The 15,979-nt window shown below is 71.7% G+C and carries 16 protein-coding genes; 9 read left to right on the forward strand and 7 right to left on the reverse strand.

From position 1 onward, the window contains the following. Positions 1–119 precede the first annotated feature (119 nt). Positions 120–1,124: an acyltransferase domain-containing protein gene (locus tag DFP74_RS22845; protein WP_121184586.1), complete on the reverse strand. Its 1,005-nt coding sequence runs from the start codon at positions 1,122–1,124 to the stop codon at positions 120–122. A 118-nt stretch (positions 1,125–1,242) separates the two neighbouring features. On the opposite strand from DFP74_RS22845, the gene DFP74_RS22850 reads away from it, so the two are divergent. After that, the gene (locus DFP74_RS22850; protein ID WP_121184588.1) at positions 1,243–2,862 is read left to right on the forward strand and encodes an AMP-binding protein; all 1,620 of its coding nucleotides are present in this window, start codon (positions 1,243–1,245) and stop codon (positions 2,860–2,862) included. A gap of 9 nt (positions 2,863–2,871) precedes the next feature. On the opposite strand, the gene DFP74_RS22855 is transcribed toward DFP74_RS22850, so the two are convergent. Continuing rightward, the gene (locus DFP74_RS22855) at positions 2,872–3,360 is read right to left on the reverse strand and encodes an SDR family NAD(P)-dependent oxidoreductase (protein WP_121184590.1); all 489 of its coding nucleotides are present in this window, start codon (positions 3,358–3,360) and stop codon (positions 2,872–2,874) included. A 200-nt stretch (positions 3,361–3,560) separates the two neighbouring features. Between DFP74_RS22855 and DFP74_RS22860 the strand changes: the two genes are divergently transcribed. Continuing rightward, entirely contained in the window at positions 3,561–3,869 is a 309-nt protein-coding gene (locus tag DFP74_RS22860) for a hypothetical protein (protein WP_233571111.1), read from the forward strand. A gap of 58 nt (positions 3,870–3,927) precedes the next feature. Here DFP74_RS22860 and DFP74_RS22865 read toward each other — a convergent pair whose 3' ends face one another. Beyond that, positions 3,928–4,212, reverse strand: a complete 285-nt coding sequence (locus DFP74_RS22865) for a 4a-hydroxytetrahydrobiopterin dehydratase (protein ID WP_121184592.1) — start codon at positions 4,210–4,212, stop codon at positions 3,928–3,930. A gap of 391 nt (positions 4,213–4,603) precedes the next feature. On the opposite strand from DFP74_RS22865, the gene DFP74_RS22870 reads away from it, so the two are divergent. The 5 genes from DFP74_RS22870 to DFP74_RS22890 all read left to right on the forward strand — a co-directional run bounded on the left by DFP74_RS22870 (position 4,604) and on the right by DFP74_RS22890 (position 10,055). Continuing rightward, positions 4,604–6,994 carry an ATP-binding protein gene (locus DFP74_RS22870; RefSeq protein ID WP_121184594.1) on the forward strand — a complete coding sequence of 797 codons (2,391 nt, stop codon included), beginning with the start codon at positions 4,604–4,606 and terminating at the stop codon, positions 6,992–6,994. Next, positions 6,994–7,458: a roadblock/LC7 domain-containing protein gene (locus tag DFP74_RS22875; RefSeq protein ID WP_121184596.1), complete on the forward strand. Its 465-nt coding sequence runs from the start codon at positions 6,994–6,996 to the stop codon at positions 7,456–7,458. The genes DFP74_RS22870 and DFP74_RS22875 overlap by 1 nt, the downstream gene beginning before the upstream one ends. Then, positions 7,455–7,817 (forward strand): DUF742 domain-containing protein, encoded by a 363-nt coding sequence (locus DFP74_RS22880; protein ID WP_121184598.1) that lies wholly within the window; start codon positions 7,455–7,457, stop codon positions 7,815–7,817. Before DFP74_RS22875 ends, DFP74_RS22880 begins: the two co-directional genes overlap by 4 nt. A gap of 21 nt (positions 7,818–7,838) precedes the next feature. Further along, positions 7,839–8,414, forward strand: coding sequence for an ATP/GTP-binding protein (locus DFP74_RS22885; RefSeq protein WP_199725930.1), 576 nt, complete (start codon positions 7,839–7,841; stop codon positions 8,412–8,414). A 288-nt stretch (positions 8,415–8,702) separates the two neighbouring features. Continuing rightward, a complete protein-coding gene (locus DFP74_RS22890; protein WP_121184602.1) occupies positions 8,703–10,055 on the forward strand; it encodes an APC family permease in 1,353 nt (450 codons plus the stop codon). A gap of 85 nt (positions 10,056–10,140) precedes the next feature. On the opposite strand, the gene DFP74_RS22895 is transcribed toward DFP74_RS22890, so the two are convergent. Beyond that, the gene (locus tag DFP74_RS22895; RefSeq protein ID WP_121184604.1) at positions 10,141–10,773 is read right to left on the reverse strand and encodes a TetR/AcrR family transcriptional regulator; all 633 of its coding nucleotides are present in this window, start codon (positions 10,771–10,773) and stop codon (positions 10,141–10,143) included. A 60-nt stretch (positions 10,774–10,833) separates the two neighbouring features. Here DFP74_RS22895 and DFP74_RS22900 point away from each other — a divergent pair, with 60 nt between their 5' ends. Further along, positions 10,834–11,448 carry a class I SAM-dependent methyltransferase gene (locus DFP74_RS22900; protein WP_199725754.1) on the forward strand — a complete coding sequence of 205 codons (615 nt, stop codon included), beginning with the start codon at positions 10,834–10,836 and terminating at the stop codon, positions 11,446–11,448. 15 nt (positions 11,449–11,463) lie between these two features. Here the strand turns inward: DFP74_RS22900 and DFP74_RS22905 are convergent, their stop codons facing one another. The 3 genes from DFP74_RS22905 to DFP74_RS22915 form a co-directional block, all read right to left on the reverse strand. Beyond that, positions 11,464–12,024 carry a TIGR03086 family metal-binding protein gene (locus DFP74_RS22905; protein WP_121184606.1) on the reverse strand — a complete coding sequence of 187 codons (561 nt, stop codon included), beginning with the start codon at positions 12,022–12,024 and terminating at the stop codon, positions 11,464–11,466. 105 nt (positions 12,025–12,129) lie between these two features. After that, positions 12,130–13,536, reverse strand: a complete 1,407-nt coding sequence (locus tag DFP74_RS22910) for an amidase (RefSeq protein ID WP_121184608.1) — start codon at positions 13,534–13,536, stop codon at positions 12,130–12,132. A gap of 180 nt (positions 13,537–13,716) precedes the next feature. Continuing rightward, positions 13,717–14,502, reverse strand: coding sequence for a DeoR/GlpR family DNA-binding transcription regulator (locus tag DFP74_RS22915; protein ID WP_121184610.1), 786 nt, complete (start codon positions 14,500–14,502; stop codon positions 13,717–13,719). A 182-nt stretch (positions 14,503–14,684) separates the two neighbouring features. On the opposite strand from DFP74_RS22915, the gene DFP74_RS22920 reads away from it, so the two are divergent. Further along, positions 14,685–15,971: an ABC transporter substrate-binding protein gene (locus DFP74_RS22920; protein ID WP_121184611.1), complete on the forward strand. Its 1,287-nt coding sequence runs from the start codon at positions 14,685–14,687 to the stop codon at positions 15,969–15,971. Positions 15,972–15,979: the final 8 nt, after the last annotated feature.

Here is a 15,979-nt window from a genome sequence, read left to right on the forward strand (position 1 = left end):
CCGCCGACCACAGCCCACAGCCCCGCGCCCAAGGCAAGAACCACACCCACACCCACACCCACACATACCAAGGGGCCCGCCCACCCGGACGAGCCCCACAGTCATGCCTCAGTCAACCCTCACTCCAACCGCAACCACCCCGTACGCACCCGAAACCCCCCACCCGACTCCAACCGCTCCACCACCGCACGCTCCAACCGCGTCCCACGCGGCGCACCCGCCACATCCACCTCCGGCATCCCGAACACGAACCGGAACACATCCGACTCCCCCGGAACACCCCGCCCCACCAACGAGAACCGCCGCTGGAACCGCACGATATTGGAGTCCTCCCCCAACACCTCACCCCACACCGGATCCAACAACCACGACGAACACGTCGCCACCACCGGATCCATCCCCAGATGCGCCCGCGCGAACGACCGCGCCCCCGCAAGCGCCGCATCCACCGACACCGGATCCAACCCACCCGAAGGAATGTGCAGCCGCACACACGCCTCACCCGGCGCGAACCCCGCACCCAACGAACGCCCCTCCTCCTCCGACAACCACTCCACACCCCCCTGGTCCACCAACAACGCCGGCTCCAACTGCAACCCGCCCACCCAGAACAACCGCCCCCGGAACTGGGTCGCCACCCACGACGCCGTCTCCACACTCAACCGACCGAACATCCGACGCGACCGCGCCATCTGCACACCCACATCGGCCAACGTCGCCACCGTCACCGACCGATCCACCCCCAACCGCGCATGCTGATCGAACAACGCCGGAACCATCGCCGCGAACGCCCACAACGACGCCGCCCGCACCCGCGCGTCCTGCGCCCCCACCAGCGTCGGCCAGTCCCGCCAACCCCCCAGCGGCAGATCCACGTCCGCGCACAACCGCCGATACATGCACCCCACCAAGTGCCACAACTCCGGCGGCCACCCCGCGTCCGGCCACAGGCCCTCCACCTCGGCCCGATCCCGCTCCCCCAACGCGAACAGATCCAACACTCCCGCCGGATCGGCCGGAACCTCCAACGACCGCTCCGGATCCGGCAACCGCTCGGCCTCCTCCAACCACGCCCGCACACCCGCACCCAAACCGAACCGCTCCACCACCGCTGCACTGTCCATCAGCCCATCATCGCCCAACCCCCACAGCCCACGCGAGTGAGTCCGACTTCACAGGTGGGCATAGTGTTGACGTACCTCCCAACACCACCAAACCGACCGAAAACGAGGACCGCCACCGATGTCCGACCCGGCGCAGCTCACACGCGACTGGATCACCACCTACGACACCCCCGCCACATCGGTGGCACACCTACTCTGCGACCGCCACCACCCCGACACGGTCGCCACCACCCAAATCGGCCCCACCCTCGCCGCCACCACCCTCACCTTCGGCGAACTCGCCGAACGCTCCCACGCCCTCGCCGCCGGCCTACGCGACCTCGGCATCGGCCCCGGCGACCGCATCGCCACCCTCATCCCCAAGGGCATCGACCTCACCATCACAGCCCTGGCCACCTGGCGACTCGGAGCCGTCCTCGTCCCCCTCCTGTCCTCCTTCGCCCCCTCCGCCATCGCCGAACGCCTCACCAACTCCCAGACCCGCCTGGTCATCGCCGACGACGAGTACCGCACCAAACTCGACCCCGGCCCCGACATGACCAGCACCCCCACCTGGGACATCGCCACCACCGGCACCCAACCCCTACGCGAGGGCGACCACACCCTCACCACCCTCACCGGCACCACCCCCCGCACCGTCCCCGACACCACCCTCACCGGCGACGACCCCCTCGCGATCCTGTACGTGTCCACCGTCGTCGGACCACCCCGCGGAGTCACCGTCCCCGTCCGCGCCCTGGCCGCCATGCACGCCTACCACCACTTCGGCCTCGGCGTCCAAGACGACGACGTCTACTGGAACACCGCCGACCCCGGATCCGCCTACGGCCTCTACCACGGCGTCATCTCCCCCCTCCTGGCCGGACACGGATCCCTCGCCCTGCGCGCCGGATTCTTCGACCCCGAACTCACCCTCGACGTCCTGGGCATGTACGGCGTCACCAACCTCGCCGCCGACCCCACCACCTACCGCACCCTGCGCGCCGCCACCAAGACCCTGCCGCCCGAGATCATCGTCCAACGCCTCTCCAGCGCCGGCGAGATCCTCGGCCAGGACGTCATCGACTGGGTCACCGACATCTTCGGCGTCCCCGTACGCGACCACTACGGCCAAACCGAACTCGGCTGGTGCGCCGGCATCCCCAACGGCACCACCGACCACACCAACACCACACCCACACCCGGATCCATCGGCCCCGCCCTGCCCGGATGGAACATCACCATCCTCGAAGCCATCTCCGACGACCCCGCCCCCCTGGGCACCTACGGCCGCATCGCGATCGCCCTCGCCCACAGCCCCCTGGCCTGGTTCCAGGGCTACATGGGCAACGAAAGCGCCTCCCACCTGCGTTTCACCCCCGACCACGCCTACTACCTCACCGGCGACACCGGCATCCTCGACCGCAGCGAACAGCTCTTCTTCTCCACCCGCGACGACGGCGCCATCCTCAGCCACGGCTACCGGATCGGCCCCAGCGAAGTCGAAGCCGTCCTCAACACCCACCCAGCGGTCGAGGAATGCGGCGTCTACTCCATCCCCGACGACCTCGCCGGCCAACTCATCGGCGCCCGCGTCGTCCTGGACGCCGACCACACCGAGAGCCCCGCCCTGGCCGAGGAACTCAAGGAATGGGTGCGCACCCGCTTCGCCGAACACGCCGCACCGGAGAAGATCGACTTCGTCCCCGAACTCCCCCGCACGGCCTCCGGCAAGATGCGCCGCTCCCGCCTGCGCTGACCCCGCCCCTCACCGCGAACGCCCGCGCATCGCCCGCCCCAGGGCATCGTCCTGAGCCGGCTCCTCCACGGGCATCGCCGCGATGACGGCCCGGGTACGCTCGGCCAGCGCCCGCGCCGCCAGACGATCCGTGGGAACGTACGGGCGGCCCCGCCGGATGCCCTCGACCGCCATCGCGCCCACACTGTCGACGTCGCGCCCGAAACGGGCCAGCGCCGCGTCACCGCGCGCGGCGATCCGCGCCACACCCGCGGCGCGGGCCCCCAGGGACCCGGGCGGAGCCCAGCGCACACTGTTGGCCGCCACCGCGGTGGCGACCATGCCGGGGATGAGCACACCCGCACCGATGGGCCGGCCCTCGTCGGCCAGCCCGCGGTACAGTGCCTCCGTCAGGCCGATGACGGCGAACTTCGACGCGTGGTACATGTAGCCGGAACTGCGCTCGGGAAAGACCGCCAGACCCGCCGCGGAGGCGGTGTTGGACGTGGCCGGAGCCACCCCGCTCGATCATGCGCGGCAGGAAGGTCTGCACCCCGTTGTTGACGCCCTCCAGATTGACGCCCACGACGTAGTCCCAGGTGGAGTAGGAGATCTCCGCCGAGAGCGACTGCAGGACGCCCGCCTGGAGCGACAACGGCGGCGACGTCGAATCCGTCTTCAGCAAAGACGATCTGCTCACCCATGCCCCGATCTATTGGGTGAACAACTCCATCGCCACGTCGATGCGTTACTACGCCAACGCCAACCGCTACCCCTGGACCCCTGCCCACGAGCGCACCCCGCCCGTGCAGGCCCCGGTCGGCCTCACCTTCGTCACCTACGAGAACCCGCCCGGCATCCACACCGCCGACGAGCGCGTCCAGGCGTTCAGAGCCGGCCCGCAGGGCGACTGGTTCAACCACGTCAACGTCACCGCCCACGAGCACGGGGGCCACTTCATCCCGTGGGAGTACCCCGACGCCTGGGTGAACGACCTGCGCCGCACCTTCCGCGACCGCAGGCCCTGAGGGCCCGCGCACCGGCCCCGGTCCGCCCCCGCTCGGCCCGAGCGGGGGGCCGGCCGGCTCAGTCGACGAGCTCGTCGATGCGGGCGGCCAGGGCCATGTCGTTCTCGGTGATGGCCTCGACCGAATGCGTGCACAGCGACAACCGCACCTTGTTGTAGCGGATGTCGATGTCGGGATGGTGTCCGGCCTGCTCCGCGGCCTGGGCGACGTTGTTCACCAGCTCGATGGCCGCGACGAAGTCGGGCAGGCGCACGGTGCGGTGGATGTCCGGCTGCTCGGGGTCCCAGTGCCAGTCGGTGAGCCGGGACATCCCGTCGCGGATCTGGTCGTCGGTGAGCTTCATGGGTCCTCTCCCCCGGTGGTGCCACTTTCGGTGCCAGTGAGTGACTGGACGGTACCCGTGCGGTGGCCTCTCCTGCGTCCGGCATACCCGGGTACCCGACCGCACTCACGTACGTTCGCACGAACCCTCAGGGTGTTCGATGCGGCGAAGCCGCTCCTTTGGTCGTAGGTGCTTTTTCAAAGCACGCGCCACCTTTACGACGTAGATTTTTAATGTTGCGAGATCGAGAGCTTCTGCTCTGACCTGCGGCATCGGTGCCGATCGCGCCTGCGGAGCGTCATCGGGCACTTGCGCAATCACCCTCCGGGGCTGTTCACTCTGGGGAACTCCGGACACCCCCTCCCCCGGTGGGCGCCCCCGCGTCGTCCTCCCCTCCCCCGGAAGCGAGTCCATGCCCCAGCACAAGCGTCGATCGCTGCGGGCCCGCATGATCACTCTGGTCCTCATCCCCAGCACCACCCTGCTGGTCCTGTGGGCCGTGCTCACCACCGTGATGCTCACCGACATCCGCGAGCTGCGCACCACCGCGTCGGTGACCGAGGAGATCGGCGGGCCGGCCGTCGCCGTCATCGGCGAGCTCCAGCGCGAGCGCAGGGCCACCATGGCCGCGGCCAACCCCACCGAGAGCAACCTGCGCGACCTGACGCGGGCCCGCGAGCGCACCGACGAGGCCGTGGCGGACCTGGACCGGCGGATCGCGGCCTTCGGTGCCGACGAGGTCCCCCCGCCCGCCCTGCGCTTCCAGAGCGCCATGGAGCGGGTCCAGGGCCACCGGGCGCGTGTGGACGAGCTCTCCCCCTCCGGGATGACCATGAAGGAGGCGGCCGGCACCTACACCGACGTCATCGAGCACGGCCTGCGCGTGTGGGACTCCCTGGTCGCGCTGTCCGACCCCGAACAGGTCCCCCACCTGCGCTCCCTGACCTCTCTGATGCGCACCCGCGAACTGCTCAACCAGCAGGACGCCGTGCTGGCGCACGCCGTGGCCACCAACTCCTTCCCCGCCGAGTCCCACGCCGCCTTCGCCGCGGCCGCCGGAGCCCAGCGCTACGCCTGGGCGCGGGTGGGCACCGAGCTCAGCGACCAGGACCGACAGGACTACGTGGCGCTGGAGTCCTACTCGGTGCTGCACACCGTCTACCTGCTGCAGGGCAGCATCGTCGGCACTCCCCTGCGCCGCAGCGGCACGATCCCGGTCAACACCCCCACCTGGCACGGCGCGGCCGAGGCCCTGGACATCCGGATGCGCGAGGTGGAGGAGTCGCAGATGGAGCGGGTCGTGGCCCTGAGCCACGCCCACGCCGCCTCCCTGCGCGACCAGGTGCTGCTCATCAGCGTGCCGGCGCTGCTGGTCGCGCTGGCCTCCAGCGCGGTCGCCGTCGCCGGGGCCCAGCGGGTGGGGCGGCGGTTGCAGCGGCTGCGCTCCTCGACGCTGGAGCACGCCCAGGTGCGCCTGCCCTCGGTCACGGCGCGGCTGCGCCGGGGCGAGCAGGTGGACGTGGACGAGGAGGTCCCGCGGCTGGCCCAGGGTCGCGCCGACGAGATCGGCGAGGTGGCGGCGGCCTTCGACACCGCCCAGCGCGCCGCGGTGGCCGCGGCCGTGGAGGAGGCACAGGTGCGGGCGGGCGTGCGCACCATGTTCCGCAACATCGCGCGGCGCACGCAGTCGCTGGTCCACCGCCAGCTGAGTCTGCTGGACTCCCTGGAGCGCGGTGAGACCGACCCCTCGGTCCTGGAGTCGCTGTTCCGTATCGACCACTTCAGCACGCAGCTGCGGCGCAACGCCGAGAACCTCATGCTGCTGAGCGGGGACGCGCCCGTACGGCGCGGCTGGGAGCCGGTCGGACTGCACGACGCGGTGCGGGCGGCCTCCAGCGAGATCGAGGACTACACCAGGGTGCGGTTGGACCGGCTGCCCGAGGTGGCGCTGCGGGGCGATGTCGGGGCGGGCCTGATGCGGTTGCTGGCCGAGCTGTTGGAGAACGCGACCGTGTTCTCGCCGCCGGGCACCGAGGTGACGGTGACGGGTGAGCGCCTGCGCCGGGGCGGGGTCGTGCTGCGGGTGCGCGATCGTGGTCTGGGCATGGGCGAGACCCAGGTCTCACGCGCCAACGCGCTGCTGGCGGACGCCCCCCGCTTCGATCTGCGCCATGTGCGCGAGGACTCGCAGCTGGGCCTGTTCGTGGTGGCCACGGTCGCCGCCCGGCACCGGCTGGAGGTGTCGTTGGAGTCCTCCTCGCACGGCACGCTCGCGGTGGTGGTGATCCCGGAGGGGGCGCTGGCGCCGGTCGAGCCGGCCCGCCCCGCGCCCGTGGCCTTGCCGGTGCGGGCGCCGGAGCCGGCCGAGGCCGTGCGGGAGCCGGTCGTGCGCGGCCGTGTGCCCGAGCCCGCCGGTGGCGTCCGCCCCGCGCCGCCTCCCGACGCGCCCGTCGGGTCCCCCGTGTCCTCGCCTGTCGTCGATGAGGGCGAGGGGGATCCGGTCGTCGAGCCCGAGGCGGTGGCCGCCGCGGTAGTGGCGAGCGGGGAGGCCGAGGCGGTGGCGGAGGGCGATGTGGCCGAGGAGACCTACATGGGCCTGCCCCGGCGTCGGCGCCGGGGGCGGGAGTCGCCCGCCGCGTCGGAGCCGGAGCGGGACGCGACCGGTCCGCGTCCGTTGACGGAGATCCGGTCGATGATGAGCGCGTTCCAGGCCGGGACGAGGCGCGGTCGCGCGGAGTCCGAGAGTTCTGGTGGAGAGGTCGGTGCGCGCGGTGCGCGCCCAGGAGAGGACGTGGAAGGGTGATGTCGATGTCGGCGGGTGCTGCGGCGGAGAACCGGGTCACGGACGCCGGTGAGCAGGAGCGTTCTCCGGCTCAGACGCTGGACTGGCTGCTCAGCGACCTGGTGAAGCGGGTGGTGGGCGCGCGTCAGGCGCTGCTGCTGTCGGCGGACGGGTTGCTGTTGTCGGGCTCGCGGGGGCTGGATCGCGAGGAGGGCGAGCGGCTGGCCGCGGTCGCGTCGGGGTTCGCGAGTCTGGCGCGTGGTGCCAGGGCGCAACTCGGGGCGGCCGAGGTGCGTCAGACGGTGGTGGAGATGGACAGCGTGCTCTTCTTCGTCCTGGCGGCCGGGAGGGGGGCGTCGTTGGCGTTGGTCGCGGAGTCCTCCTGTGACATGGGTCAGGCGGCGTTCGAGATGAACCGCCTGGTGCGCCAGGTGGGTCCGCACCTGTCGGCGCTGCCGCGACGGCGGGGTGGTGGCGTGAGGTGAGCGGGGTGCCGCCCGGTGACCCGGGGGATTCGAGTCTGATCCGGCCGTACTCGGTGACGGGCGGGCGTACGCGTCCGTCGCGGTCGGATCTGACCCTGACCTCCCAGGTGGTGGCGGTCCCGTCGGTGGATCCGGTGGAGCTTGACCCCGAGCCCGCGCTGTTGCTGTCGCTGTGTGCGCGGCCGGTGTCGGTGGCGGAGGTGGCGTCGCGTTCGGGATTCGCACTGGGAGTGGTGCGGATCCTGTTGGCCGACCTGTTGGATCAGGGGTACGCGGTGGTGCACAGCTCGGAGTGGGAGAAGCGGCGTCCGGACGCCGCGACGCTGCGGTCGGTCCTGGAGCGTATTCGTGCTTTGTGAGGTGGAGTGGCGTTGGACGTGATGGCCTCCGAGGGGGCGGGACCCGTTCCCGATACCTTGAAGATCCTGGTCGCCGGGGGTTTCGGCGCGGGCAAGACCACCCTGGTCTCGGCGGTGAGCGAGGTGGAGTCGCTGCACACCGAGGAGGTGATGACCTCCGAGAGCGTGGGTGTGGACGACCTGGTCGGGGTGGAGGGCAAGACCACGACGACGGTGGCGCTGGACTTCGGCCGGATCACGTTGGACGAGTCCACGGTGGTGTACCTGTTCGGGACGCCGGGCCAGAAGCGCTTCGAGTTCATGTGGGCGGAGCTGGTGGAGGGGGCGCTGGGCGCGGTGGTGCTGGCCGACACGCGCCGGCTGTCGGACTCCTTCGGGGCGATCGACTTCTTCGAGAGCCGCGGGGTGCCGTTCGTGGTGGCGGTGAACTGCTTCGACGGGCAGCGTACGCACCGCGGGGACGACGTGCGGGTGGCGTTGGACCTGGAGGAGAAGGTGCCGCTGCTGTTGTGCGACGCGCGCAGTCGGGAGTCGGCCAAGGAGGTGCTGGTGGAGCTGGTGGCCCTGGTGCTGAGGATGGAGTTGTCGGGGGTCTGAGCGCGTGTGGGGGCGGGGTCCGGCGCTGCGGCGCCGGGCCCCGTTCGTGCGTGCGGACGAGGTCGGGCGCACCGGGGTGCGGGGTGTTGGTGCGGACGTACGAGACACCCCCGGCGAGGCAACTGATTTCATTGCGCCACAAGGCTAACAGTCATGATTCAGTTGTCACGCCGATTCTTTGCGAGTGATTCGCTTGCACTGTGGACGTGATGTCTGTCATGGTGGGCTGGTTCACATAAGCCCTGAAGCCATGCAAGTGGTGATATACCTCGCAGGAAGGTCGATCTGTTGTCAAAGACGACCCCCCGGTTGGAGCGCGTCCTCAAGCTCCCGCATCTGGTGCTGTTCGGCCTGGCCTACCTCGTGCCGACGACCATCCTGACCGTCTACGGCGTGGCCACGGCCCTGTCCGGGGGCCGCCTGCCCTCCGCCGTGCTGGTCGCCCTGGTCGCCATGCTCTTCACCGCCTACTCCTACGGGCGGATGTCGCGGGTCTACACCTCGACCGGCTCGGCCTACGTCTACGCCCAGAAGTCGCTCGGGCCGCGGACCGGGTTCATGGTGGGCTGGACGATGATGCTGGACTACCTGTTCCTGCCGCTGATCAACTACATCACCATCGGCCTGTACCTGAACGCCCAGTTCCCCTCCGTGCCCGACTGGGTGTGGATCATCGGCTTCCTGGTCGTGATCACGGCCCTGAACGTGCGCGGCATCCAGATCGTGGCCCGCGCCAACACCTTCATCGTCGGCGCCCAGATCGCGTTCCTGCTGCTGTTCTTCGCCCTGAGCGCCCGGCACCTGTTCGGCCAGGCCGACATCCATCCGCTGGCTCCCTTCGTGGGCACCGGGCTGGAGATCCTGCCGGTCATCGCGGCCGCGGCCATCCTCACCGAGTCCTTCCTGGGCTTCGACGCGGTCACCACGCTCTCGGAGGAGGCGGAGAACCCCGGCCGCGACGTCCCCCGGGCGATCATGCTCGTCACCCTGCTGGGCGGGCTGATCTTCGTGGCCGCCTCATGGTTCGGGCACATGGTCTTCCCCGACCACACCCGCTTCACCGACGTGGACTCCGCGGCGCTGGACATCATGCGCGCCCTGGGCGGCGACCTGCTGGCGGCGCTGCTGACCACCGCGCTGATCATCGGCTCCTTCGGCTCCGCGCTCAGCTCCCAGGCCAGCGTCTCGCGCGTGCTCTACGCCATGGGGCGCGACGGCACACTCCCCCGCCGCGTCTTCGGCCGGCTCAGCCCCCGCTACTCGACCCCCGCGGCCAACATCGTGCTGGTCGGCACGGTCTCCGTGGGCGCGGTGTTCCTGGACATCGAGACCGTGGCCTCCTTCATCAGCTTCGGCGCCCTGGTGGCCTTCTCCGCGGTGAACCTGTCGGTGATCTGCCACTTCGTGGTCCGCGAGCGGATGCGCACCCGTGCCGACCTGGTCCGCTACGGGCTCGTGCCCGGCGTCGGGCTGGCGCTGACGGTGTACCTGTGGACCAACCTGAGCGGCCTGGCCTTCGTCATCGGCGGCGTGTGGGCGCTGATCGGCCTGGCCCAGCTCGCCTATGTCACCCGCGGGTTCCGCCAGGCCCCGCCGGAGATGAACTTCGACGAGCGCACGGCCGAGCGCGTGGAGGCCTGACACCGAGACCACTCCCCTGGCACACCGGCGGCCCCGGAGCACCATGCTCCGGGGCCGCCGCGTGCGTTCGGCGCTCTGGCGACGCTCAGTCGGCGCACAGCTGGGCGCGCAGTGTCGCCAGCGCCCAGTCCTCCCACCGCTGCGGCGACCAGCCGCGATCACGCACGAAGAGCAGGTACAGCTGCGGGCTGAGCAACCCGAAGAGCAGGTCGGCGGCCGTCGTGGCGCTGACGCCGGGTCGCAGGTCCGGCTTGGCGGCCAGCGCCCGGGCGGCGGCGTGCTGCACGGTGTAGCGCGGTTCCTCGCCCTCGGGCCACTGGGCGGCGATCTCGGGGTCGGTGGCCGAGGCCGCCGCGATCAGCGGCATGACCGGCGCGACGCGCTCCAGGACCTGCCGGGTGCCGTGCACGTGCGAGCGCAGCTGTGCGGCGGCGGTGGGCTCGGCGCACGCGGAGCGGAACCACTCCCGGTCCATGGTCGCGACCGGCTCGGTGTCGCCGGCGATGGCGGTGTCGATGACGTCCTTGAACAGCGTGCGCTTGTTGCGAAAGACGTAGTAGACGGTCTGGACGGCCACGCCGGCCCGGTCGGCGACCTCTTGGAGGTTGGTCGCTCCGTACCCGTGTTCGACGAACAGCTCCCGGGCCGCCTCGACGATCTTCGCGCGGGTCCGGCGCGCCCGCTCGGTCCGCTGGTCCGGTTTCTTGACGTGTTCCACGCGCCGAGTCTATAACTAGAGTTAGTCACTAGATACCAACTCTAATTACTTGGAGGGCCCGTGGACACCGCACGACCGCGCACCGAACTCGAGCAGGAGCAGGACCAGCGCGACTACCTGGAGGGCTTCTACAGCCAGGGCCCGCCGCCGTGGGACACCGGCATCACCCCGCCCGAGCTCGTGGCCCTGGTGGAGGGCGAGAACCCGCTGCCGGCGGGCCGCGCCCTCGAACTGGGCTTCGGCACCGGGACCAACGCCGTGTACCTGGCCCGGCACGGCTGGGACGTGGTGGGGGTGGACCTGGTGGAGCGCGCCGTGGAGGAGGCCCGCCACAGGGCCGCGCGGGCGGGCGTGGCGCCGCGTCTGCTGCACGGCGACGCCACCCGGCTCGACGAGGTGGACGCACCCGGCCCGTTCGACCTGTTCTTCGATCTGAGCTGCCTGTGCGGCATCCCCCCGCACCGCCGCGACGCCTACGTCGCGGGCCTGACCCGCCGTGCGGTGCCCGGCGCGCTGCTGCTGATGTTCGGCTACGGCCTCGGCGCCTTCGACGACCCGCAGGCGGGCGTGAGCACCGAGGAGATCGCCACCAGGTTCACCGGCTGGGAGCTGGTCGAGACCACCCCGGGCACCAACCCCTTCCCCACCTTCTGGTTCACCCTGCGCCGCCACTGAGCGGCGGGCCGGTGGTCAGGGGGTGCGCCCGGTCAGGGCCAGCAGCCGCTCCTGGGGCCCGGCGTCCCGCGAGAGATCGGCGGGGGCGTCGAACATCGGACCCGGCCCCATCGGCCGGTCCCCCGCCCACTCCCGCAGCGCCGCCACCAGGTCCGGGTCGAGGCGCTCGTCGGCGCCCACCGCCCGGGCCAGGTCCCAGGCGTGCACGGCCAGGTCGAAGGTCATCTCCCACAGGTAGTTCTCGCCGGGGGCGTCGCCCATGGACAGGTGCACGGTGCGCTCCAGCGCCCCGGGCGAGAGCCAGGCCAGACGGGCCTCACGGGAGGCCACCGCCCAGGTGGCGGCGGGTTCCTCACCGAGGTTGTCGCCCGCGAGCTCCTCGGCCATCTCCTCCACCCGGCCGCCGGCGAGCAGGTGCGGCACCCACAGCTGTTCGGTCACCAGGTGGTCGACCAGGTCGTGCACGTCCCAGTCGGCGCAGGGCGTGGGCAGCGCCCAGTCGGCCGTGCCCACGGCCCTGACCCTGCGGTCGAACTCGTCCATGGCGCTGGCGTGCAGGTCGATCGGCTCGGGCATGGTTCCCCCTCGGTGGACGTCGGCGGCTGCCCCGGGCACCGTACCCGCCATCGGGACCCGGCCAAACGGCGCGCGCGCCGCCCGCGCCCGCGACCCCGGACGGACTCACACGTGGGCGGGCGGCAGCCGGTCGTGCCAGGGCAGGGCCGCCTCCAGCTGGGCGGCCACCATCAGGAGCAGGTCCTCGCGGCCGGCGGCGGCCACCAGCTGGACGCCGATGGGGAGCCCGCGCGGGCTCTGGGCCAGGGGCAGGCTGATCGCGGGATGCCCGGAGACGTTGAAGGGCGCCGTGAAGGGCCCGTAGGACAAGATCCTGCGCAGCCAGGAGCGCACGGAGTGCCCGGGGGCGTCGTAGTCCAGTGTGCCGTGCGGCGCGGGCGTGCGCCCCAGGGTGGGGGTGACCAGCAGGTCGTGGTCGTCCAGGAACCGGGACACGGTGCGGGTGACGCGGTGCTGGGCGTCCAGGGCGGCGGCGACCTCCACCGCGGTGCACCGCCGTGCCTCGGCCAGGACCTGGCGGGAGACGGCCTCCAGCCCTGCCGGGTCGGGTAGGCGGGGCAGTCGCAGCAGGGCGGTGCCGGTGGCCGTGGCGGCCAGGACGCAGCCCTCCACCACGTCCTCGGGGTCCAGGACCGGGGCGTCCTCGACCACGGTGTGGCCGAACCACTCCAGGGCGCGGGCGGTGTCCAGGGCCGCCTCGGCCACGGTGGCGTCGACCTCCGTCTCGGCCCAGGGGCGGGTGGTCACCGCGATCCGGAGCCGCCCGGGGTCGCGGCGCACGGCCTCGGCGAAGGGGACGGCGGGCGCGGGGGCCACGAACTTCTCGCCCAGGGGCGGGGCGCCCAGGGCGTCCAGCAGGTGGGCGGCATCGCGCACGGTGCGGGTGAGGCCGAACTCCGTCACGAGCCCGTATCCCGCCTCCCCGGCGTCGGGACCGCAGGGGGTGCGCCCCCGGGTGGGCTTGAGCCCGACCACGCCGCAGGCGGAGGCGGGCACGCGCAGGGACCCGGCCCCGTCGTTGCCGTGGGCGAAGGGGACCGCTCCGGCGGCCACCAGCGCGGCCGCTCCCCCGCTGGAGCCGCCGACGCCGAACGCGGCGTCCCAGGGGTTGCGGGTGGGCCCGTGGCGGCGGGACTCGGTGGCGAAGTTGAGCCCGAGTTCGGGCGCCGTGCTCTGGCCCAGGGCGGTGAGCCCGGCGGCGCGCAGGCGTGCCATCAGGGTATGGTCGCGCCGGGCCACCGCGAGCAGGCCCCTGCTGCCCAGAGCGGAGGGCACGCCCCGAGCGAAGGGGCCGCTGTCCTTGATGACGAAGGGCACCCCGGCCAGGGGACCGTCGGGGTCGTGGTCGGTCGGCGCGTCGAAGAGCGGCCCGGTGAGGGCGTTGAGCCGGGCGTGGGCGTCGGTGAGCGCGCGCCTGGCGGCCGTCTCGACCTCGGCGGCGCTGACCCGGCCCTGGCGGATCAGGGCGGCCAGGCCGACGGCGTCGTGCCGGGCGTAGTCGTGCACGTCCACCGCTGCTGCTCCTCGCCGGGTTCGGGGCCGCCCTGTGGAGCGGCTTCGCGAAACCGTAGTGGCAGCGTGCACGGGCGCACCAGTGGTTTTCCCGGGGCGGTGTTCAGCCCGCGGGTCGGCCGGGTACCGGGCGACCCGCGGGCGCGGTGCCCTCGGTTGCGCCCCGCCCGCCGGTCCCGCTCACCCGTCCTCTGCGGATGGAGCGGTCACCACGCGGCCCACGTGCTCGGTCAGGGCCCGGTGCGCGGCGGCGTCGAGGCCGGTGTCGGTGACGAGCACGTCGCACCGGTCCAGCGGGGCGATGGTGCTGACCCCCACCGTGCCCCACTTGGTGTGGTCGGCGGCGACCACGAGCGTGCCGGCGGCCTCCACCAGGGCGCGGTCGGTCTCGGCCTCCATGAGGTTGGGGGTGGTGAAGCCGGAGCGGACCCCCATGCCGTGCACGCCCAGGATGAGCACGTCGAGGTTGAGGCCGCGCAGGGAGGTCAGGGCGAGCGGACCGACGAGGGCGTCGGAGGGGGTGCGGAATCCGCCGGTGAGCGCGACGGTGCGGTCCTGGCGCGGGGCGCCGTACAGGACCTGGGCCACACGCAGGGAGTTGGTGACCACGGTGAGACCGGGGATCTCGCACAGGTGTTCGGCCACGGCCGCGGTGGTGGTGCCCGCGGACAGGCCCACGGCGCTGTGCGGTTCGACCAGGCCGGCCACGGCGCGGGCGATGGCGCGCTTCTCGGCTGCCTGGCGGGTCGCCTTGGCCTCGAATCCGGGCTCCTCGGTACGCGGGCCCTGGGCGCTGACGGCTCCGCCGTGCACCTTGCGCAGGGCGCCGCGCTCCTCCAGCGCGTCGAGGTCGCGCCGGATGGTCATGTCCGACACCGCCAGGCTCTCGACGAGGTCGGCGACGCGGACCGCTCCGGCCCGCCGTACCTGGTCGAGGATCCGCTCCTGCCGTTGGGCGGCCAGCAATCCGTCTCCTTGGGGTTCCTGGAATTGTTTGAAGATGTTGGTAACACCCTGGCAGGTTCCGTACCGGTGTCAATCCGACCGTGGATACCTGTTGGAAAAAGTTCGTACCTGTTGACACCGGGGGTGCTACGTGTGGAAGATCCACCTGTGACCGCCTTCACACCCCTTGGGAGGAGCCCACGATGCACCCCCGACCTCCGGCGCCGCCCGGACCGGCCCGCCGCACCCTGCTGCGAGGGCTGGCGGGCGCCGGGACCCTCGCGGCCCTGCCCGCCCTGGCCGGCTGCTCCTCCACCGACCCGAACACCGTCACCCTGACTTCCAACCGCGCCAACGCCGCCCAGCGCGCGGCCATGCAGGACATCGTCGGCCTCTTCGAGGAGCGGTCCGGGCACAGCGTGGAGATCAACACCTTCGACTCCACGTCCTTCCAGGAGAGCATCAACAACTACCTCCAGGGCACCCCGGACGACGTCATCGCCTGGTTCGCCGGGTACCGGACGCGCTTCTTCGCCGAACGCGGCCTGATCAGCGACGTCTCCGCCGTGTGGGAGGAGCTCGACGGAGCCTTCACCGACCAGGTCCGCGACCTGTGCTCCGGCCCCGACGGCAAGCAGTACATGATCCCCGACTCCACCGCCCCCTGGGCGGTGTTCCACCGCAGGAGCCTGTTCGAGGAGAACGGCTACGAGGCGCCCACCACCCGGGCGGAATTCGTCGAACTGTGCGAGCGCATGCGCCGCGACGGCCTCGAACCGATCGCCTCGGGCGTACGTGAGGGCTGGCCCGCCATGGGCATGTTCGACCACCTCAACCTGCGCCTGAACGGCCCCGAGTTCCACCTCGAACTCCTCGACGGCCTGCACTCCTGGGACTCCCCCGAGGTCCGCGCCGTCTTCGGCGCCTGGGCCGAGCTGCTGCCCCACCACCAGGCCGACCCCCTGGGCCGGGGCATCAACGAGGCACAGACCGCCCTGGTGCGCCGTGAGGCCGGGATGATGCTCTGCGGCATGTTCCTCACCCACGTCTTCCCCGAGGGCGAGGACCTGGACGACCTGGACTGCTTCCCCTTCCCCGAGTTCGACTCCGAGATCGGCGCCGACGTGGTCGAGGCCCCCATCGACGGGTTCATGGCCTCGGGAACCCTGCGCAACCCCGAGGCCGCACACGCCCTGCTGGCCCACTTCGGCACGCGCGAGGCCGAGGAGGTCTACACCGCGGTCGACCCCCAGGCACTGCCCCTGCGGCTGGACGCCGACACCAGCGCGTTCAGCCCACTGGAGGCCAAGGTCAACGACATGGTCGTCAACGCCGGAGCGCTCACCCAGTACATGGACCGGGACTCGCGCCCCGACTTCGCGTCCATCGTGATGATCCCCGCACTCCAGCGCTTCCTGAGCCGGCCCGACGACATCGCCGACCTGACCGCCAGCATCCAACGCCAGAAGCTGTCCATCTTCGGCCAGTGAGGAGCAAG

The sequence above is a fragment of the Nocardiopsis sp. Huas11 genome, from assembly GCF_003634495.1.
GTDB lineage: Bacteria > Actinomycetota > Actinomycetes > Streptosporangiales > Streptosporangiaceae > Nocardiopsis.